We start from the raw sequence: 19,543 nt of genomic DNA on the forward strand, positions 1-19,543 counted from the left end.
CACTCCCTGACACCAACGATGCACGCCGCCACCGACCCGGCCGGCACCCCACCCGTGGTGACCCGGCTCGACGACTTCGACACCCGCTCCGGCTCCTGGGCCGAGCGCTTGCTGTTCAACCATCGGCCCTGGGTCATGCTGCTTTGCCTGCTGGCCACGCTGTGGCTGGGCCAGCAGGCCTGGCGCCTGACGCTCAACGCCAGCTTCGAGAAGACCATCCCGACCCTGCATCCCTACATCGCCAACTACCTGGCGCACAAGGGCGACCTCGGCGGCCAGGGCAATGCGCTGCGCATCGTCGTCGAGGCCCGCCAGGGCACCATCTACGACCAGCGCTACCTCGACACGCTGCAGAAGATCAGCGACGAGGTCTACCTGATGCCGGGCGTGGACCGGCCCTTCATGAAGTCGCTGTGGACGGCCAACACGCGCTGGGTGGCCGTGACGGAGGAGGGCCTGGACGGCAACACCGTGATGGGCGACAGCTATGACGGCTCGCCCGCCGCGCTGGCCGAAGTCCGCGCCAACGTCGAGCGCTCCGGCGAGATCGGCCAGATTGTCGCCGGCGACGCGCGCTCCAGCATCGTCTTCGCGCCGCTGCTGGACGTGAATCCGAAGACCGGCCAGGCGCTGGACTACGGCGCGCTGGGCCGGCAGATCGAGGCGCTGCGCGCGAAGTACGACGGCGACGTCGTCACGTTGCACGTGACCGGTTTCGCCAAGGTCATGGGCGATCTCATCGAGGGGCTGCGCCAGGTGCTGGTGTTCTTCGGCGTGGCGCTCGTGATCTGCGCCGGCGTGCTGTGGGCCTACACCCGCTGCGTGCGCAGCACCGTGCTGGTCGTGGCCTGCTCGCTCATCGCCGTGGTGTGGCAGTTCGGCCTGCTGGCGCTGCTGGGCTACGCGCTGGATCCGTACTCGGTGCTGGTGCCCTTCCTGGTCTTCGCCATCGGCATGAGCCATGGCGCGCAGAAGATGAACGGGATCATGCAGGACGTGGGTCGCGGCACGCACCGCGTGGTCGCCGCGCGCTACACCTTCCGCCGCCTCTTCGTCGCGGGCCTGACCGCGCTGCTGTGCGATGCCGTCGGCTTCGCGGTGCTGGCGCTGATCAAGATCCAGGCCATCCAGGACCTGGCGCTGGTGGCCAGCATTGGCGTGGCGGTGCTGATCTTCACCAACCTCGTGCTGCTGCCCATCCTGCTGTCCTACGTCGGCGTGAGCCCGGCGGCCGCCAGGCGGAGCTTGCGCGACGACCCTGCGTTCAATCCCGCCGCGGGCAATTCGGGCCTGTGGCGCCTGCTCGACCGCTTCACCCAGCGCGGCCCGGCGCTGATGGCGCTTGGCGTTTCGGCGGTGCTGGCCGTGGCGGGTCATGCGGTCAGCACGCGGCTGCACGTCGGTGACCTCGACCCCGGTGCCCCCGAGTTGCGCGCGGACTCGCGCTACAACCGCGACAACGACTACGTCACCCGGCACTACGCCGCCTCCAGCGACATCCTGGTCGTGATGGTCGCCACGCCCGAGGACCAGTGCACGCGCTACGGCACGCTGGCCAAGGTCGACCAGCTCGCCTGGCGGCTGGAGCAACTGCCCGGCGTGGAGTCCACCAACTCCATGGCCGCGCTCTCCAAGCTCGCGATGGTGGGCTACAACGAGGGCCAGCTGAAGTGGTATGAGCTCATCCCCAACGACAGCGCGCTCGGCGGCGTGCAGACGCGCGCGCCGCGCGAGCTGTTCAACCAGGGCTGCTCCTTCCTCTCGCTGTACGTCTACCTGAAGGACCACAAGGCCGAGACGCTGACCAGCGTCGTCGACACGGTCGAGGCCTTCATCGCCGCCAACGCCGCCAACGCAACGGCACCGAGTGGTGGCGCCGGGCCGTCCGGGACAGCGGCTGCGCCCTCCGAGCGCTTCATGCTGGCCGCCGGCTCGGCCGGCATCGCCGCGGCCACCAACATCGTCGTCCAGCAGGCGATGCGCGAGATGCTGTGGTGGGTCTACGGCGCCGTCGTCGTACTGTGCTGGGTGACCTTCCGCTCGTGGCGGGCGGTGGTGGTGGCGGTGCTGCCGCTGGTGCTGACCTCCATCCTGTGCGAGGCGCTGATGGTGGGCCTGGGCATGGGGGTCAAGGTGGCCACGCTGCCGGTGATCGCGCTGGGCGTGGGCATCGGCGTGGACTACGCGCTGTATGTGCTCAGCGTCATGCTGGCCCGGCTGCGCGCGGGCGAGAGCCTCTCGGCGGCCTACCTGCACGCGCTGCAGTTCACCGGACGGGTGGTCATGCTCACCGGCGTGACCCTCGCGCTGGCGGTGGGCACCTGGGCGCTGTCCCCCATCAAGTTCCAGGCCGACATGGGCCTCCTGCTGGCCTTCATGTTTGTCTGGAACATGGTCGGCGCGCTGGTGCTGCTGCCGGCGCTGGCCCACTGGCTGCTCAAGCCGACCGGCCCAGCCACCCACGCCGCCAACGCGAACGGCAACACGCCCACCACCAGCGGTACGACCACCACCAGCGGTACGACCACCACCAGCGGCGCGGCCAGCACCAGCGGCGCGGCCAGCACGGCCGGGCCCGCCTGACACGACGCCTCACCTCACCTCGATCGTCTTGAAGGAGACCCCATGCTCGACCTGCATCTGAAGCACGTGCTCGCCCAGGCGGCCGGTGCGCCCGATCTCTGCGACCTGCCGCCCGACGCCTGCCGCGGCCTGTACCGGCAGATCTGCACGGCTGCCACCGTGCCGCCCGCCGACGTGGAAGTGACGCCGCACGAGGCCCGCTTCGGCGGCCAGGCCCTGCGGGTCCGCGTCTACCGGCCGCGTGGCGCTGCCGGCGCCTTGCCGGTGACGCTGTACTTCCACGGCGGTGGTTTCGTGCTGGGCGACCTCGACGCCTATGACGCGGTGTGCCGCCAGCTCTGCGCGGACAGCGGCGTCATGGTCGTCTCCGCCGCCTACCGCCTCGCGCCGGAGCATCCGTATCCCGCGGCCGTCGAGGACTGCTTCGCCGCGCTCGGCTGGGTCGCCGAGGCGATTCGCGGTTTCGGCGGCGACCCGGCCCGGCTGGCGGTGGCCGGCGACAGCGCCGGTGCCGCGCTGGCGGCGACCACGGCGCTGATGGCGCGCGATGCGGGCGGACCGGCGATCGCGTTCCAGCTGCTGGTCTATCCGCCGGCCGCCGGCGGCCACGACGGCGCCTATCCGTCCCGCGAGCGGCATGCCGCGGGGCCGACGTTGACGCGCCGGACGATGGACTACTTCAGCCGTCATTACTTCGGCCCCACGGCGAAGGCGCCCGACTGGCGCGGCGCGCCGCTGCTGGCGCCGAGCCTGGCCGGCCTGCCGCCCACCCTGCTGGTGCTCGCGGCCCATGACGCGCTGCGCGACGAGGCCATGGCCTACGGCGAAGCGCTGGGCGCGGCCGGCAATGCCGTCACCGTCGTCGAGTACCACGGCCTGGCGCATGGTTTCATCAGCATGGCCGGCGCCGTGCCGGCCGCGCGCCTGGCGCTCGCGCAGATGGCGCAGGCCTTGAAACAGGCGCTGGCCTGAGCGCGCCAGCGGGCGACGAGCGAAGGCCCTCGCAGGCGAGCACAGGCCAGCACGAAAGCGGGGCGAAGGCGAGGGCGCCCGAGCGCGCCCGAGCTGCCGTCTCGGCTGCCTCGGCCGCCTCAGCGGGCGACCTTGGCGAGCAGTTCCTGCAGCAGCAGACGCTCGCCGCTGGTCAGCACCTGCTCGAGCGCCTGCTCGGTCTCCTGCAGCGCCGCGAGGCTCTTCTCGGCCAGCCGGGTGCCCGCGGGCGTGAGCCGCAGGTGCAGCGCGCGGCGGTCGTTGGCATCGCGCTCGCGCACGAGCCAGCCGCGTTCCTGCAACCGGTCCAGGATCAGCGTCATCTGCGGCGCCGGCACGCGCAGCAGGTCGCACAGCCGCTTCTGCGTGGTGGCGGGATTGGAGAAGATCAGCTGCAGCAGCGTGAACTCCACCGGCCTGAGTCCCAGCGGATCACCAACACCCTGAGCGAACAGCTGGTTGGTGGTGACCGCCGCGCGCGCGATGGCGTAGCCCAGCGTGTGGGCGAGGCGGGACTGGTCGAGGGGAGCGGATTTGTCGCGCGTCGAGCTCATGGGCGCGCAGCATAACTGCAGCCTTGCCGCGGCCCCTGGGTTCATGGCGGTTCGTGGCGCGATGGCGGGCGCCGCGTCACGCGAGCGCCGCCCCGGCGCGCAGCTGCTCGTACAGACGATCTACGGCCTCCCGACTGGGCGGCGTGGCGCCGGCGTGCTGGCAGGCGGCCGAGCCGGCCGCCAGGGCCGCGTGCAGGTGATCCGGCAAGGCCCGGTCGGGATGGCTGGCGAGGCTGTGCAGCAGCCCGGCCACGCTCGCATCGCCGGCGCCGACGGTGTCGACCACGTCGACCCGGGGCGCCTGCGCGTCGCAGCGCTGTTCACCACGCAGCAGGCTCGCGCCGGCGCCACCCCGGGTGAACAGGCACAGCGCCGACGGGTTCATCGCGCGGAGCTGGCGCAGGGATTCGTCCGGCGCCACGCCGGGGAACAGCCCCAGCAGGTCCTCGTCGGACACCTTGACCAGATCGGCCAGCGCGGCCATGCGCCGCAGCGTCGGTGCGTAGGAGGCGTCCATCAGCGTGCGGTAGTTGGGGTCGTAGCTGATCGCCACGCCCTTGCGCTTCAGGCGCTCGGCCAGCGCCACCAACCGCTCGGCCAGCGGCCGGCGCGCCAGGCTGATGCCGCCGAAATGCGCCCAACGCAGCCCCTGCGACCAGCCGGCGGGCAGCGCCTGCTCGTCGAAGTGCAGGTCGGCGCTGTCGTTGCCGATGAAGAAGTAGGACGGCGGCTCGCCCCGCTCGACGACCGCGAGCAAGGGCGCGCGATCGACACGCTGCATCAGGCGCAGGTCCAGGCCGGCGGCTTCGCTGGCCCGCCACAGCGCGTCGCCGAAGTGGTCGCGGCTGACGGCGCCGGCAAAGGCGGTGGGCTCGCCCAGCGCCGCCAGCGCGCGCGCCACGTTCCACACCGAGCCTCCGACGCGGCTGACCCAGCGATCCTCGCCCTGGTGCAGCAGGTCGGTCAGCGCCTCGCCGGCGCAGAGCATCGACGGCGCGTCATGCATGAGCGGCTGCTCCCATGGCCCGGACGATGTCGTAGCAGGCGCCCATCGTGTGGTAATCGACCTTGCCCGCGGGGCTCTTCTCATCGCTGAGCTTGCGGTTCTCGCGGTCCAGGATGCGGTACCAGGCGCCGTGCGCGTGGTCGACGAAATGGGTCCAGCTGTAGGCCCAGAGCCGCTGGTACCAGTCCCAGTAGAAGGTCGCGTCGCCCCGGGTGCGGACCGCCAGCAGCGCCGCGGCGGCGGCGCTCTCGGCCTGCACCCAGAAATACTTGTCCGCGTCGCAGACGCTCAGGTCGGGCGCCAGCGAGTAATGCAGGCCGCCCTGCGCGCGGTCCCAGCCCTTGTCCATCGCGACCCTGAACAGGCGTTCGGCGGTGGGCAGCGCCCAGCTCAGGTCCGCCTCCAGCGCGTCACCGCGCGCTTGCAGCTGCAGCAGCAGCTTGGCCCACTCGGTGAGGTGGCCGGGCTGGTAGCCCCAGGGGCGAAACAGATGAGCCGGGTTGTCGATGTTGTATTGCCAGTCCGGTTGCCACTGGGTGTCGTAGTGCTCCCAGATCAGGCCGCCGCAGCGCTGGGCCTGGCGCTGGGTGATGTTGTAGGCCAGCTGGTGGGCGCGCTCGAGGTAGCGGCGTTCGCCGGTCGCGTCGAAGGCGGCCAGCAGGGCCTCGCAGGCATGCATGTTGGCGTTCTGGCCGCGGTACGGCGACAGCGCCGACCAGTCCGCGCTGGCCTCGTCCGCATACAGGCCGGCCGCCGCGTCCCAGAAGCGCCGCTCCATCAGCTCGAAGGTCTCCGCCAGCCAGGGGCGGGCTTCGTCCAGGCCGGCCATCACGGCATGGGCGTAGGCCAGCAGCACGAACGCATGCCCGTAGGCGTGGCGCGTGCCGTCGAGCACCTCGCGCCGATCGGCGCGGCAGTCCAGCAGCCAGTGGTAGCCCTCCTGCGCCGTGTCCCGGTGCGCCTCGCGCAGGAAACGCAGCGCATGGCGCAGGCCCTCCAGATGGGCCGGATCGCCGAAGTGGCGGTAGGCCATCGCGTAGGTGAAGACGAAGCGGGTGCTGCTGACCAGATGGCGCTGATGCGCGTCGTAGACGGTGCCGTCGTCCTTGAAGAAGTGGTACATCCCGCCGCTGGGATCGATGCAGCGCGGGTGATAGAAGTCCATGGTGTGCCGGGCGTGCGCGAGCAGCACGGCTGGAGACCTGAAGTCGGGGAGGGCGGGAAGGTCGCGGGCGTTGGGCATGGTGAGGATGGGTCCGTGGGGATCGCCGGAGCAACGCCGACGCCCCGGAGGGTTTGCGCGCCGTTATAGGGGGCGCGCCTCGCCACGGTCAATCTCGCCGGAGGGAATCGGCCCCAATTTCGCGACGTTTAGTAAACAAGCCGGGTTCCCGTCCGGCCGTTCCGTCCCGCGCTCAACGCTCCAGCAGGTCCGCGCCACGTGCCTCCAGCCGCAGCGTGCCGTCGAAGCGCTTGCCGCTGAGCACGCCATGCATCGCGCCGTCGATGGCCACGTCGACCGGCGCGTTGTTGGTGTTGACGTAGAGCACGCGGCCGTCGACCGCACGGGCGAAGACGCCGTCCGGCGTCTTGGGGCCGGCTGCGATGCCGAGCTCGGCACGGAGCTGCCGCAGCAGCGGCCGCATGATCTGCGGCTGCGCCGGCGTGGCGACGTAGTACGCGCTGCCCTTGCCGAAGCGGTTGACGGTGATGGCGGGCGGCGTGCCTTCCAGGTTGGTGAAGCGCGCCAGCACCTGCGCGCTGGAGGGCTCCAGCACCTCGTAATGCTCGACCGTGCCCTTGATCTCCTCGCCGCCGAGCGTCAAGGTGCCGGCCGCGTCATAGAACTCGTTGGTGCGCAGGCCGAAGACATCGGTCAACTGGCCCGGCAACGGCGTGTTGTGCCACTGGTTGTTGTCGCCGACCTTGGCGGACTGGGCCGTCATCACCACCGTGCCGCCACCGGCCACGAACTGGCGCACCGCCTCGGTCGAGGCCCGGTCCAGCAGGTACATGCCGGGCAGGATGATCAGGCGGTAGCGGCTCAGGTCCTCGTAGGACAGCTTGATGATGGCGACGTCGACGTTGTCCTTGAGCAGCGGCTCGAAGGCGCCCTGCGCCTGTTTCAGGTAGGGCGCCTTGATGTACTGGCGCACCGTGTTGGACGGGCCATTCGGGCTGGTGGCGTGGACGTTCTCGAACGAGTAGGCGATGGCCACCTGCGGCTCGACGCGGCGCGGGAAGCCGAGCTTTTCCAGCTTGGCGTAGTCCGCGGCGATGGCCGCCCATTCCGCCAGCTTCCAGGAGGGCCGGTCGTCATGGTCGATCAGCCCCATCAGGGCCTGCTCCTCGCCGCCGAGGTGGCTGTTGAAGGTCCAGGCCAGCGCGGCCTGGCCGCCCATCAGCAGCACGAAGTGGGCCCACATGCGCGACCAGCCCTTGCTGCCGTAGGAGCCGCCGCCGCCGGCGGCGAACTCGTTGAACCAGGTCGGCGTGCTCATGCCGCCCTTGATCATCGTGGCCTCCCAGCCGCCGTTGATCGCGTCGCCGGCATAGAAGCCCATCGCGCCATAGGTGGTGTGCCGGCGGTAGCTGCCCAGGAAATCGAATCCCTTGCGGCCCGACCAGTCCCAATAGTTGGACAGCACCGGCTTGTCGGGCAGGTTTTTCCGGCGCACCGACTCGAGGTCGTCGAGCGTCGCGAGGGTCAGGTCGGACCAGAAGCGCCGCAGGTCCAGGTAGCGCTCGGCCGGACCGGGGCCGTCGGCATAGGGCAGGCGCACCTCGTCCCACTGGCCGATGCGGCGCGACCAGCGCTGCGTGGCCCAGGCCTTGTTCAGCGCCTCGAGGCTGCCGTAGCGCTGCTTGAGCCATGCGACGAAGCGCTGACGGTCGGCTTCGGAATACGACATGAAGCCGTTGCCGATCTCGTTGTCGTAACCCACCGCGAGCAGGGCCGGGTGCCTGGCGTAGCGCTTGGTCAGCGTGTCGGCCATGCGCCGGGCCAGGCGCCGGTAGTCGGGGTCGCCGATGTTGTCCATGTAGCGCTCGGCCGGGGCCAGCCGCGTGCCGGCCTGGTTGGTGATGTCGACGCCGGGGTACTTGTGATGCAGCCACATCGGCGCGGGCAGGCCGGGGATGTCCAGGATGACGCGGATGCCGGCGGCGTGCACCGCGTCCATCACGGCGTCGAAGTGCTTGAAGTCGAACCGGCCTTCCTCGGGCTCGAAATAGTCCCAGGCCAGGTCGCCCATGCGCACGACCTTGAAACCGGACTGCTTCATCAGCGCGACATCGCGCCGAACCTGTTCCAGCGTGCGGTCCACCGGCTGGTAGTTCACGCCGGCGAAGAGCTGGCCGGGGCCTGGCCAGTCGGGATGGCCCTCGGCGCTCTGGGCGCACGCGGAGGTCAGGGACGCCAGCGACAGCGCGCAGGCAATGAAGGTCTTTTTGAGAGCTTGCATGGTGAGCGGCTCGGCGAGAGCCCCTGTGGCTGGTTGGATGTCGCGGCGGAACTCAGGCCAGACCGCGACCGAACACCTTCAGCGCAATGGCCGGCGAGCCGGCCAATCCCTCCGGCACACGCACCTCCAGCCCCTGGCGGGTGCGCTTGAAGGGCAGGCTGCCCGCGGCGCCGACCACCTCGACGCGGTCGATGCTGCCGGGCGCGAAGGCCGAGTCCTGGGCCAGCGATTGGACGCGCATCACGCCGTCCTGCGGCCAGCCCAGCCCGATGGCATGGAGCGCGTCGCCCCGGGTGGTGAAGCGGATGTCCTGCGCGGTGAAAGGCGTCGCCGGCTGCTCGCTCATCGCGCCGCCTTTCACGACCGTCGGGCCCTCGCCGAAGCGTCGCCAGGGCCGCGTGCCGTGGATGGCCTCGCCGTGGCGCGCCATCCAGGCGGCAAGGCCCTCCAGCGTCTGGCGCTCGTCCGAGTCGATCGTGCCGTCCGCCTTGAGCGGCACCGACAGCAGCAGATTGCCGTTCTTGGACACGACGTCGCACAGGATGTGCAGCACCGTGGCGGCCGACTTGTACTGGTGGTTCTCGAAGACGCTGCGGCTGTAGTGCCAGTCGCCGATGCAGGTGTCGGTCTGCCACGGGTGCGGCTGGATGTCGTCGCGCGAGCCGCGTTCGACGTCCTCCACCACGGCGAGGCGGCGGTCTCCCTGCAGGCCCTTGGTGTTCAGCACCGCCTCCAGCCGGCCGCCATGCCAGGCCCGGCTGGCGTTGTAGAAGTGGGCGGCGAGGTCCATCCCCGCCTGGCCCAGCGGCAGGCCGTCGTTGTCGAAGTACAGCAGGTCGGGCCGGTAGCGGTCGATGAGGTCGCGGCAGCGCAGGAACCAGCGCCGCGTGAAGGCCGGGTTGTGCGCCGGTGGCGGCACGTGCCACACGCCGTCGTTGGCGGCATGCCACTCGGCCGCCGCCTTGGCGTCGGTGAATCCGTCGGGGATGACCATGTTGCGGCCGGTGTACAGGTCCTGCGGATCCAGTCCCTCCCACCAGGTGCCCTTGCCGTCGGCCGCGGTGAGGCGGAAGGCGTCGTAGCGCTGGCCGGCCAGCGGTCCTTGCGCGTCATAGCCGTAGGCGGTCTGGAACCAGTGCCAGGCGTTGCCCGAGTGGTTGCTGACGCCGAAGCGCAGGCCGCGCTGGCGGGCCGCCTCGGCCCACAGGCCGACCAGGTCCCGCCTGGGGCCGATGCGCGTGCTGTTCCAGCCGTGGTATTTCGACTCGTAGTTGTCGAAGTTGTCGTGGTGGTTGGCCAGGGCCACGAAGTACTTCGCGCCGGCCCGGACGTACAGGTCCAGCAGGGCGCCGGGATCCCAGTTCTCGGCCCGCCAGCGATGGTTCATCTCCATGAAGCCGAGCTGGGTCGGATGACCGTAGGTCTTCAGGTGATGCGTGTACTGGGCATGGCCCTGGACGTACATGTTGCGGGCATACCAGTCGCCCGCCTCGGGCACGCACTGCGCGGTCCAGTGGGCCCAGATGCCGAACTTGGCATCGCGGAACCAGCCCGGCGCACGGTAGCCGCCGATGAGCGACGCCCAGTCCGGCGTGAAGGTCGGCGCAGCGGCATGGACCCGCGCCGAGGCCAGCGCGCCGGCCGCGGCCGTGGCCCGGAGAAGGGATCGGCGCGTCAACGCGGCGCCGGCGTCGGTCCTGCCTGCTCGCATGGGATGACTCCAAGCGTGATCAAACCAGCCCCTGGCCCTGGATCTTCAGCGCGATGGCTGCCGAGCCGGCCAGGCCCTCCGGCACGCGCACCTCCAGCGCCTTGGCTGTGCGCGAGAAGCTCAGCGGCTGCGCGGCGCCCAGCGCCTCGACGCGCTCGATCGCCCCGGGCGCCAGCGCCGAATCCTGGGCCAGGGCCGTGAGGCGCAGCACGCCGCTCTCCGGCCAGCCCAGGGCGATGGCGTACAGCGCGCCGTCCTTGGTCGTGTAGCGGATGTCCTGCCCGCCGAACACCATGGGCTGACCTTCTTCGGCATCGGCGCGGACGCGGGTGGGGCCTTCGCCGTAGCGGCGCCACGGGCGCGTGCCGTGGATAGCCTCGGCGTTGCGCCCCATCCATTCGGCGAGGTCGGCCAGGATCTTGCGCTCGTCGGCATCGAGGGTGCCGTCGCCGCGCAGCGGTACCGACAGCAGCAGGTTGCCGTTTTTGGCGACGATGTCGCACAGCCGGTGGATGACCGCGGCGGCCGGCTTGTACAGGTGGCCCTCGTAGATCCAGCGGTTGTAGTGCCATTCGCCGATGCAGGTGTCGGTCTGCCACGGCAGGGGCTCGATGCCCTCCCGGAACCCGCGTTCGGTGTCCTCCACCAGACCGGCGCGGCGCTCGGGCGGCAGGAACTTGGCGTTGACCACGGCCTCGAGCCTGCCGCCGTGCCAGGCCATGCTGGCGTTGTAGAAGTGGGCCGTGATGTCCAGCCCGGCCTGCCCCAGCGGCAGGCCGTAGTTGTCGAAGTACAGCAGGTCGGGGCGGTAGCTGTCGACCAGGTCGCGGCAGCGCAGGAACCACTGGCGGGTGAATGCGGGGTTCCCGGCGGGCGGATCCTCGTTCCAGATGCGGTCGTTGGCCTCATGCCAGTCCTGGGCCGCCTTGATGCTGGTGATGCCGTCGGGAATCACCATGTTGGGGCCGGTGTACAGCTCCTGCGGGTCCAGGCCTTCCCACCACTGGCCCTTGCCGTCGGCCTTCCTGAGGCGAAAGGCGTCGTAGCGCTGGCCGGCCAGCGGGCCTTCGGCGTCATAGCCGTAGGCCGGCTGCAGCCAGTGCCAGGCATGCGCCGAATGGTTGCTGACGCCGAAGCGCAGGCCCCGCCGGCGGGCCGCCTTGGCCCAGATGCCGACGATGTCGCGCCGGGGGCCGACGCGCACGCTGTTCCAGCCGTGGTACTTCGAGTCGTAGGCATCGAAGTTGTCGTGGTGGTTGGCGAGCGCCACGAAGTACTTCGCGCCCGCCTTCACGTACAGGTCCATCAGCTCCTCCGGCTGCCAGTGCTCGGCCTTCCAGCGGTTCTGGATCTCCATGAAGCCGACCTTGGACGGATGGCCATAGGTCTTCACGTGATGGTCGTAGTGGCCATGGCCCTGCAGGTACATGCTGCGCGCGTACCAGTCGCCCACCTCGGGCACGCACTGCGCGCTCCAGTGCGCCCAGATGCCGAACTTGGCATCGCGGAACCAGTCCGGCGCGCGGTAGCCGCCGACCAGCGAGTCCCAGGTCGGCGCGAACGCCGCAGGCGCGGCAGGAGCGGCCGGGGCGGCATGGACATGCGGTGCCGCCAGCGCGCCGGCGGCGGCCGAGGCCTGGAGGAACGAGCGGCGTGTCCAGTCCGCGCCAAGGGTCTTCTTGGGTGCTTGCATCGGGGCGTGGTGAAGGTGAGAGATGACAGGCAACGCTGGAACACAGCGCTGGCGGGGTTCGCCGAGCGGTGAGGATCGGCGCCGATCGGTCGGTCAGGGCGGGGAGCGGGCGTCGGGGCCGTCGGCGGGCACGCCATAGACGATGCCCCGGCCGACCGTGCTCATATAGACCACGCCTTCGACGTTCATGTCGCCCGTCACGAACTGGCCGTTGCCGGGGCCGCCGAACTGGTGGGCGTCGTCATTGATGCGCAGCCAGGTGGCGCCGGCATCGGTGGAGCGATAGACGCCCAGCGGCTCGCCCTTGGGAGCGCCCCAGATGAAGACGGTGGGATAGGACGCACCCGCCATGGCCTTCCCGAAGCCCACGGCGCCGCAGCGGTCGACGGCGGCGAGCGTCTTGAAGCTGCGGCCGGCATCGGTGGAGCGCGCCAGGCCGCCGTCCTTCAGTGGCACCCACACGTCGCCCTCGCGTCCCGGTGCCACGCGCACCAGCGGCGAGCCGCCGGCGGGCAGCCGGGCGGTGGCCACGAAGCTGGCCCCGCCGTCGGTGCTGACCCGCACCGTGCCGGCGTCATAGGCATAGAACCTGGCGGGGTTCACCGGGTCGCCCACCGGCCGCACCGCTGCGCCCTCGAGGCCACGCACCGGCACCCAGGTCGGCTGGGCCTGGCTGAAATCGGCGGAACGCACGGTGACGGGGCGGCCATCGCCGGCGCGGAAGCTGTGCAGCAGGCTGGCGCCATCCGCGGACAGCGCCACCGTCCCGGAACTGCCCTGCATGCCGGCCACCTCGACCCAGGTGCGGCCCGTGTCGGTGGAGCGGTACATCTTCTTTTCGCCCACCCGCACGACGACCGCCGTGCGGCTGCCCGCCACGGCCAGGCCCGTGGTGGAGCCGATGCGCGGCTCGTGGATGGGCGCGTAGGCATCGAGCCGCTGATGGCGGAAGCCGTCGAAGTCGGCGATCGCCGACAGCAGCGGGCCGCCCGGAACGCTGATGGCCACGTTGGGCACCGTTTCCTCGAGGCCGTCGACCATGAAGCGCCAGGTGGCCGGCGTGGCGTCGATGTCGTCGGTGCGGAAGATGCCGTTGCCCGAGGTCACCCACACGGCGCGCGGATCGGCGGTGTCGAACTCGATGGCGCCGGCCCAGTGGATGGCATAACCGGCGACCCAGCTGACGCCGCGGGTGTCCATGGCGAAGCCGCGCGCCACCACGTCGGTCCAGTGGCCGCCCTCGTCGGTGGTGAGGAAGAACCGGTCGCCGCCGTTCCTGCCGCCCTGCGGCATCCAGGTGTTGATGGTGGAGACGACCACCCGCTTCGGGTTGCCGGGGTCCACCGACACACCGGAGAAGGGCTTGTCCAATCCCCCCGGCGTGACGTTGGTCCAGCGGCCGCTGGCGACCTCGTACTTCCACACCTGGCCGCTGGTCTGGGGCTCGGGCGGTGTCAGTTGTTTCCAGTCGCCGTGCGGGCCGGCGCCGTTGCCAAAGGTGATGTAGAGCTGCCCGTCGGCCGCGAGCGCCGCCCGCTGCGGCATGTGGCCGGACGGGGCGCCGGGCACCGGCTGGAAGGTGGCGCCGGCGTCGTCGCTGCGATAGAGGTTGGGGCCCACCGAGCCGAAGCGCGAGACGCCGACGAACAGGCGCTGCGCCACGCCCCGGGCCACGCTGGTGGGGTCGATCAGCACGAAGCTGAGACCGGTCTCGTTGGGTGTCGTGGTGACGGGGAGCGCCTCGACGCGCGAGAAGCTGACGCCGGCGTCGGTGCTCTTGAACAGGCCGTTGGCGCGCGAGCCGAGGTACAGCACCCTGCTGTCGCCCGGGTCCACCTGCAGTCGCTCGCCATTGCCCCGGCCCATGCCGTTGCCGTTGGCGCGCAGCAGGTGGCTCACGTCGGTGATGCGGCTGAAGGTGGCGCCGCGGTCGGTGGAGCGCATCACGACGGTTCTGCCCTCGCTGAAATACGGCACGCCGGCCAGCAGGTACAGGACATCGCCGTGCTGGGGATCGAGCGCGAGCGCGTCCACGCTCAACCAGCCGACGTCCGCCTCGGACACCCCATCCATCAGCGACACCCAGCGACGCTTGGCGGCCTCCCAGCGGTAGGCGCCGCCCACGTCGGTGCGGGCGTAGATCAGGCCGCGCTCGGTCTTGCTCGTCACGAGGGCGGCGACGTAGCCACCGCCCCCGATGGCCAGGCTGTCCCAGCGGTAGGACTCGGCCTGGCCGCTCAAGGCCAGCATCGCCAAGGCGGTGGCGAACAGCGAGCGCCAGGAGGTCATGGTTCGGCGGAGGGGCATGCGTGGGGCTGTCCCACGGGGCATCCCGGGGTCTTGCTCAATTGGTATATCCACTTTGCCAGAAGCGACATTTGGTCTTACCAGTGCATACCCCAATGGGGAGCTCGCCATCGTCTGGACGCGCCCGCAGCGCCTGAGCGCCAGTGGCGCCGTCGTGATGACGATGTGACGAGGTCGTGAAGCGTCTGGCGCGACCACCGCCGACCATGGCGATCCGGTCGGGGCGGCTTCGCATCAGAAGAACCCAGGGTCGCTGCTGGAAGTTGGTCAGACCGGGCGTTTGCCCTAGCTTAATTTGGTCAGGCCAAACATATGATTTAGCGGTAAATCCAGCAATTCTGGTCTAACCAGAAGCAGCCGTTGATGAGGCTTGGGCAGCGCTCCGGCCACCTACAAAAAAAGGAGACACAACGTGACGAAGAAGGTGTTGAGACATCGGGCCAAGCTGTCCGTGCTCGCGGCGAGCGCCCTGGTGGTGGCCTGCGGCGGCGGGGGCGGCGAGGGCGGAGGCAGCTCCGGCGCGTTCCAGGCCATCAGCTTCAATTACCCCGGCGGCGCGACGCTGCTCGCCGGGCCGGTGACGCTGAAGGCCACCGCCGATTCAGGCCTCCCCGTGGCCTTCAGGTCGGGCACGCCCGACATCTGCACCGTCTCCGGCGACCAGCTCACGCTGGTGGCCAAGGGCGAATGCAGCGTCATCGCCAGCCAGGCCGGTGGCGCCGGCACCAACGGCAAGCAATGGGCCGCGGCGGACGAGGTCGGGCAGCTGTTCAAGGTGCTGGGACGCGCGCAGACGCCGGTCGTGCCGGTCGCGGTGATGCGGCGCGCCACGACGGCGACGGTGAGCTTGTCGGGCAAGACCGACGCGGGGCTGGCGGCGACCTACCAGAGCACCACGCCCTCGATCTGCACCGTCAGCGGCACGAGCTTGACGGCACTCGGCGACGGGCTGTGCCAGTTGACGGTGACCGCACCCGCCGACGCCACCCACGAGGCCCTGGCCGGCACGACCGTCATCGCCGTGTCGCCGCTGCCGCCGGCGGTCGTGCAGAGCCAGGGCAAGACGCAGATCGTCGCGCTGGCCACCACCGACGCGGACGGCAGCGCCTTGAGCTATGCGAGCACCGCGCCCGCCGTCTGCGCGGTGGCCGGCAGCGAGCTGCAGATCCTGGCCAAGGGCACCTGCACGCTGACCCTGTCCAGCACCAGCGGCGCCACGGAGAACCTCGGCGTGGTCGTCGATCCGCACTTCTTCGCGAGCGGATTCAACCCGACGACCAATCGCACGCTGGAGTTCGGCGACATCAACACCGGCGCCGGCGTGCCCATCTCCGGTTGGTGCGGCGGCGCCGATCCGTCCTACTGCAACCTGACGGTGACCTCCTTCTCGTCGACCTTCGGGTTCGACATCAAGCAGAAGGCGGGCAGCGGCTGGGACGGCTCCACCGCCGGATGGTGGGCCTACTACAACTACGAGATCGGCGCGCCCAAGACCTCGAGCGGCGATCGCCTGCCCTTCGACCTCAAGACCGAGGAGTCGCTGTTCGTGACGCTCGGCCTGAACCAGACGCTGTTCGATGGCGGCGGCGCCGTGGCGGTCCGCATCCAGACGAACAACCTGCAGAAGAAGGCCAACGGCGACGAGTGCTATATCACCGCCTCGGTCAACGTGCAGCCGACGTCCGCCGCGCCCACCGCCTACTTCCTCCCGCTGAAGAACTTCTCCGTGACGGAAACCTGCGGCACCGACATCGCGCAGACGGCGGAAGCCGGGCTGGCGCAGATCCGCAGCTTCGGCGTGCGCGCCCTGCAGTTCGGTCCGAGCATCAACCTGAGCCGACCGACGCCGAACGCGGACGGCACGCTGCCCGCGCCAACCGACCCGGGCTACACGCTCAGCACCGACGTCACCGTCTTCGGCCCGATCACCTTCCAGTGATCGCCAGGCGCCGCACAACCGAATCAGAGAGAAAAACGATGAGACAGTTCCGCACCACCGCCGTCCATCGCGGCATGGTCCAGATGCTGTTGCTGACCGCTGGCAGCACCGCATTTGCCCAAACCACTCCGCCCCCCAAGGAGCCCGAGACGCCGGCTGCGCTGGGCACCGTCGTCGTCAAGGGCCAGCGCGCCGCCTTGCAGTCGGCGCAGAAGATCAAGCAGAACTCCGAGGAGATCGTCGACTCCGTCGTGGCGGAGGAGGCGGGCAAGCTGCCCGACAAGTCCATCACCGAGGTGCTGCAGCGCATCGTCGGCGTGACCGTCGAGCGTCTGCGCTCGACCAACAACGACCCCAAGCACTTCTCCGAAGGCAGCGACGACCGCATCAACGTGCGCGGCCTGTCCTGGGGCTCGTCCACCCTCAATGGCCGCGAGATGTTCTCGGCCGGCTGGCCCGGGCGCGACCTGAGCTGGAGTGCCGTGCCCGCCGAACTGATGGCCGGCGTGGACGTCTACAAGAACCCGTCGGCGGAAAAGATCGAAGGCGGCGTCAGCGGCCAGGTGGACCTGCGCACGGCGCTGCCGTTCGACTACGAGGGCACCAAGCGCGTCGTCTCCTTCGGCAGCAACTACGAGCAGCGGACGAAGAAGGCCTCGCCGACGCTCTCGGGGCTCTATTCGACGAGGTGGGAGGCCGAGTCGGGCCGCTGGGGTGCGCTGGTCGACCTGGCGATGAACCACTCGACCTATGAGCAGCAGAAGCTCGAGGTCCAGCCCTACTACCCGCGCAGCGACGTGGTGCCCGGCCGGACGGTGTGGGTGCCCGGCGCGGCGGACTGGGGGCAGAACCTCGGTGAGAGCGACCGCAAGGGCTTCTACGGCGCGCTGCAGTGGAAGAAGAACAACATGCAGTCGTCGCTGACGGCCTTCGTGTCGAAGTCGCGGGAGGAGAACACCGGCTCGAACATCTACCCGAGCTTCGCCGATGGCAACTTCAACATGTCGCCGTACAACGTGCGGGTCGACAACCCGGTGGTCGACGATCGGGGCGTGGTGGTGTCGGGCCACTACAGCTATCCGTTGCAACTGCCGCGCGATGCCAACGGCAACGTCACGGACTTCAACCGTGGCGGCAAGGGCGCGAACCAGTTCGCCGACGGCGGCATCATGATGGGCACCAGCCGGGCGTTCACCCAGCACCATACCAACACCGCCGAGCTGGCCTGGAATTTCCAGTGGGCCGTCAACGACCGCTTCGCCTTGCAGAACGACCTGCAGTGGGTCAAGTCCACCTTCCGCACCCGCGGCGAGGAAGTGCAGACGGCCACCTTCGTGCCGAGCATGGACATCACCACCTCGGGCAGCAAGCCGGTGCAGATCGGCTTCGACGAGCGGTCGCGCAATTTCCTCGCCGATCCGGGCAACTACTTCTGGCTGTCGGTCATGCCCGGCCGCTACAAGGGGGACGCCGACCTGTATGCCTGGAAGGTCGACGGCAAGTACGTGTTCGACGATTCGATCCTGCGCGACCTGAGAGTCGGCTTCCGCACCACCTACCGCACCTCCAAGCGCGAAGTGGCGGTCTATGCCGGCGACCCCACCAGCGTCGGCTGGAAGTCGATCGCCGAACCCTGGGTGGTGCGTCAGACCAGCACGCCGGGCCAGTTGCCCGGCCCCAACGATGACCAGAGCTGGAAGTCGCGCGGCAACTTCGCCTACCTGAGCGATCCGCGCTACGCGGCGGCCGCGCCGGTGGAGCTGTTCAACTACGCCGCCTTCGGCGGCAACCGCCCGCCCAGCGTGGTGTTCCCGACCTATGGCGCCCTCAAGGACTACAACACCTACAGCAAGCTGATCGGTGACGTCCGATACAACCAGTGCCTGGACTCGCAGGCGTGGGCGAAGGGGCAGAACGCGAAAAACCCGCAGAACCAGATCAACGTCCCGACCTGCAACGCCAGCGACTACCAGTACGACACGACGCTGTACTACGGGCTGAACCCGAACATGACCAGCAACGTCTCCGAGCGCACCCATGCCGTCTACGGCAGCCTGCGCTTCGGCTTCGATGACTGGAAGATCCCGGTGGACGGCAACCTGGGCCTGCGCGTGGTCTACACCGGACGTTCGTCGCACGGGCACACGACCTTCGACGCGACCTACGACGACCGCACGCCGCCCGACGTGCCGCGCTTCGGTCCGATCAACGAGAACCTGAATGTCGACGCCAATCATGTCGACGTGCTGCCCTCGCTGAACCTGAAGTTCAACCTGACGGGCGACAACAAGCTGCTGGGGCGCATCGCGGCGGCCCGCAGCGTGTACCGGCCGGGTTTCAACCAGCTGCAGGAATCGGTGTCGCTCAAGCAGAACATCGACACGGCCAACAACCGCATCACCTACACGGGCGAGAACACCGGCAACGCCAAGCTCAAGCCGCTGACGTCCGACAACTTCGACCTGGGCCTCGAGTGGTACCCGCGCAGCGGCCAGATGGTGTCGGTCACGGCCTTCTACAAGGACGTGAAGGACGTGATCTACGACTCCACCTACACGCGCGACTACAACAGCCTGGCGGGCAACCCGCAGACCTTCCAGATCAAGGGCCCGCGCAACGCGGCCCGGGCCTGGGTGCATGGCATCGAGCTCAAGGCCGAGACCTACCTGGACCATTTCGACTTCCTGAAGGACCGGCTGCCCGACTGGGCCAAGGGCTTCGGCGTCTCGGCGGACTACACCTACCTCGGCAGCAGCCAGCGCTTCTACCGCGATGCGCAGGTGCAGTTCTGCCCGCCCAACGGCACGATCACGAGCGACGCGCTCAAGGTGTACGGCTGCGACACCAACGGCAGGCCCTTCGGTGCGCTGCCGGTGCCCGGCCTGGTGAAGAACGCCGCCAACTTCGCGCTGCGCTATGACCGCTACGGCTTCTCGGCCCGCCTGGCCTACAACTGGACCAGTCGCGTGCTGAGGAACGTCGGCGTCGACTTCAATGGCCAGAACGGCACGAGCGCGGATCCGGCGCGCGCCGGCGCGCAGGACACGTGGTGGGGCCTGCCGCAGTACCAGGAGGCCTTCGGGCAGTGGGATGGCGGCGTGTCGTACAACTTCACGGAGAAGTTCGGGCTGTCGCTCAGCGTGACCAACCTGAACAACGTGACGGTTCGTCGCACTTTCCAGCAGACGCCGGGTGCCATGGGCGCGAGCTGGAACTTCCCGGGACGCAGCTACTACCTGACGGCGCGGTACGAGCTCTGAGGCGAGGTCGGGGCGCAAGCCCCGACCCCAACAAGG

General features: G+C 69.6%; 11 protein-coding genes. 4 read left to right on the forward strand and 7 right to left on the reverse strand.

Annotation, left to right across the window (positions count from 1 at the left end):
- The first annotated feature begins 18 nt into the window (after window positions 1-18).
- Window positions 19-2,583 (forward strand): RND family transporter, encoded by a 2,565-nt coding sequence (locus FHT38_RS09910; protein WP_183491607.1) that lies wholly within the window; start codon window positions 19-21, stop codon window positions 2,581-2,583.
- Window positions 2,584-2,625: 42 nt separating this feature from the next.
- Complete coding sequence (locus tag FHT38_RS09915; RefSeq protein ID WP_183491609.1) at window positions 2,626-3,555, forward strand: alpha/beta hydrolase; 930 nt, start codon at window positions 2,626-2,628, stop codon at window positions 3,553-3,555.
- Between the two features lie 119 nt (window positions 3,556-3,674).
- Here FHT38_RS09915 and FHT38_RS09920 read toward each other — a convergent pair whose 3' ends face one another.
- The 7 genes from FHT38_RS09920 to FHT38_RS09950 all read right to left on the reverse strand — a co-directional run bounded on the left by FHT38_RS09920 (window position 3,675) and on the right by FHT38_RS09950 (window position 14,308).
- On the reverse strand, window positions 3,675-4,127 hold the full coding sequence (locus FHT38_RS09920) for a MarR family winged helix-turn-helix transcriptional regulator (protein ID WP_183491611.1): 453 nt from the start codon (window positions 4,125-4,127) through the stop codon (window positions 3,675-3,677).
- A gap of 76 nt (window positions 4,128-4,203) precedes the next feature.
- The gene (locus tag FHT38_RS09925; RefSeq protein ID WP_183491613.1) at window positions 4,204-5,133 is read right to left on the reverse strand and encodes a carbohydrate kinase; all 930 of its coding nucleotides are present in this window, start codon (window positions 5,131-5,133) and stop codon (window positions 4,204-4,206) included.
- Window positions 5,126-6,376 (reverse strand): AGE family epimerase/isomerase, encoded by a 1,251-nt coding sequence (locus FHT38_RS09930; protein WP_183491614.1) that lies wholly within the window; start codon window positions 6,374-6,376, stop codon window positions 5,126-5,128. The genes FHT38_RS09925 and FHT38_RS09930 overlap by 8 nt, the downstream gene beginning before the upstream one ends.
- 172 nt (window positions 6,377-6,548) lie before the next feature.
- Window positions 6,549-8,597 carry a beta-galactosidase gene (locus tag FHT38_RS09935; protein WP_183491616.1) on the reverse strand — a complete coding sequence of 683 codons (2,049 nt, stop codon included), beginning with the start codon at window positions 8,595-8,597 and terminating at the stop codon, window positions 6,549-6,551.
- Between the two features lie 52 nt (window positions 8,598-8,649).
- Window positions 8,650-10,308: an alpha-L-fucosidase gene (locus tag FHT38_RS09940; protein WP_183491618.1), complete on the reverse strand. Its 1,659-nt coding sequence runs from the start codon at window positions 10,306-10,308 to the stop codon at window positions 8,650-8,652.
- Between the two features lie 19 nt (window positions 10,309-10,327).
- Window positions 10,328-12,001 carry an alpha-L-fucosidase gene (locus FHT38_RS09945; protein WP_183491620.1) on the reverse strand — a complete coding sequence of 558 codons (1,674 nt, stop codon included), beginning with the start codon at window positions 11,999-12,001 and terminating at the stop codon, window positions 10,328-10,330.
- Between the two features lie 93 nt (window positions 12,002-12,094).
- A complete protein-coding gene (locus FHT38_RS09950) occupies window positions 12,095-14,308 on the reverse strand; it encodes an exo-alpha-sialidase (RefSeq protein ID WP_255488648.1) in 2,214 nt (737 codons plus the stop codon).
- Window positions 14,309-14,720: 412 nt separating this feature from the next.
- Between FHT38_RS09950 and FHT38_RS09955 the strand changes: the two genes are divergently transcribed.
- Window positions 14,721-16,247, forward strand: a complete 1,527-nt coding sequence (locus tag FHT38_RS09955) for a hypothetical protein (RefSeq protein ID WP_183491622.1) — start codon at window positions 14,721-14,723, stop codon at window positions 16,245-16,247.
- Window positions 16,248-16,285: 38 nt separating this feature from the next.
- Window positions 16,286-19,507 (forward strand): TonB-dependent receptor, encoded by a 3,222-nt coding sequence (locus FHT38_RS09960; RefSeq protein WP_183491624.1) that lies wholly within the window; start codon window positions 16,286-16,288, stop codon window positions 19,505-19,507.
- Window positions 19,508-19,543: the final 36 nt, after the last annotated feature.

The organism is Mitsuaria sp. BK041, from assembly GCF_014193085.1.
Classification (GTDB): Bacteria; Pseudomonadota; Gammaproteobacteria; order Burkholderiales; family Burkholderiaceae_C; genus Roseateles.

What these genes read in the sequence shown, in the direction of transcription:
- FHT38_RS09910 (WP_183491607.1), top strand. Translation starts at nt 19, where the DNA reads ATGCACGCCGCCACCGACCCGGCCGGCACCCCACCCGTGGTGACCCGG.
- FHT38_RS09915 (WP_183491609.1), top strand. Translation starts at nt 2,626, where the DNA reads ATGCTCGACCTGCATCTGAAGCACGTGCTCGCCCAGGCGGCCGGTGCG.
- FHT38_RS09920 (WP_183491611.1), bottom strand. Translation starts at nt 4,127, where the DNA reads ATGAGCTCGACGCGCGACAAATCCGCTCCCCTCGACCAGTCCCGCCTC.
- FHT38_RS09925 (WP_183491613.1), bottom strand. Translation starts at nt 5,133, where the DNA reads ATGCATGACGCGCCGTCGATGCTCTGCGCCGGCGAGGCGCTGACCGAC.
- FHT38_RS09930 (WP_183491614.1), bottom strand. Translation starts at nt 6,376, where the DNA reads ATGCCCAACGCCCGCGACCTTCCCGCCCTCCCCGACTTCAGGTCTCCA.
- FHT38_RS09935 (WP_183491616.1), bottom strand. Translation starts at nt 8,597, where the DNA reads ATGCAAGCTCTCAAAAAGACCTTCATTGCCTGCGCGCTGTCGCTGGCG.
- FHT38_RS09940 (WP_183491618.1), bottom strand. Translation starts at nt 10,308, where the DNA reads ATGCGAGCAGGCAGGACCGACGCCGGCGCCGCGTTGACGCGCCGATCC.
- FHT38_RS09945 (WP_183491620.1), bottom strand. Translation starts at nt 12,001, where the DNA reads ATGCAAGCACCCAAGAAGACCCTTGGCGCGGACTGGACACGCCGCTCG.
- FHT38_RS09950 (WP_255488648.1), bottom strand. Translation starts at nt 14,308, where the DNA reads ATGCCCCTCCGCCGAACCATGACCTCCTGGCGCTCGCTGTTCGCCACC.
- FHT38_RS09960 (WP_183491624.1), top strand. Translation starts at nt 16,286, where the DNA reads ATGAGACAGTTCCGCACCACCGCCGTCCATCGCGGCATGGTCCAGATG.